Source organism: Citrobacter sp. Ce129 (genome assembly GCF_030334545.1).
In the GTDB taxonomy this organism is placed as follows: Bacteria; Pseudomonadota; Gammaproteobacteria; order Enterobacterales; family Enterobacteriaceae; genus Citrobacter; species Citrobacter europaeus.
In genome coordinates this window covers 1-323 of the sequence record NZ_JAOWDS010000017.1, presented here as the reverse complement: position 1 = coordinate 323, position 323 = coordinate 1, and the positions used below count along the sequence as shown (strand labels likewise).

The following is a 323-nucleotide window of genomic DNA, read 5'->3' as shown; positions in this document are numbered from 1 at the left end:
CCGGTCAATACACCGCTTGTTCCTGGTTCACAGGCTATCGTGGTGCCAACCAATCCCATTTACATCTATTCCTTTGCTGAATTTGATGTGGCCATAATGAGCAGCGTTACCCGAAACGGTGATTCAGGGGTGATTATCGGGGCTGAGACAATCGGTGGGAAAAGCATTGTCCCTGACTGGTCAGGCTACGTTATGGAGCTGCTACCTGCGGCGACATATAACGAAGGTTTACTGGTTTCAAACTCGACTGACTTCACCGCTATATCCAATCAGGCTGCGCTGATGACCTGCGCTTATTCCGGGCGCATTACGGTTAGCGGCAG

The 323-nt window shown here is 51.1% G+C and carries 1 protein-coding gene; it reads left to right on the top strand.

Features of this window, described 5'->3' with window-relative positions; genetic code table 11:
* A partial coding sequence (locus tag OGV77_RS00070; RefSeq protein WP_286502526.1) for a DUF6453 family protein occupies positions 1 to 323 on the top strand: 323 nt, incomplete at both ends.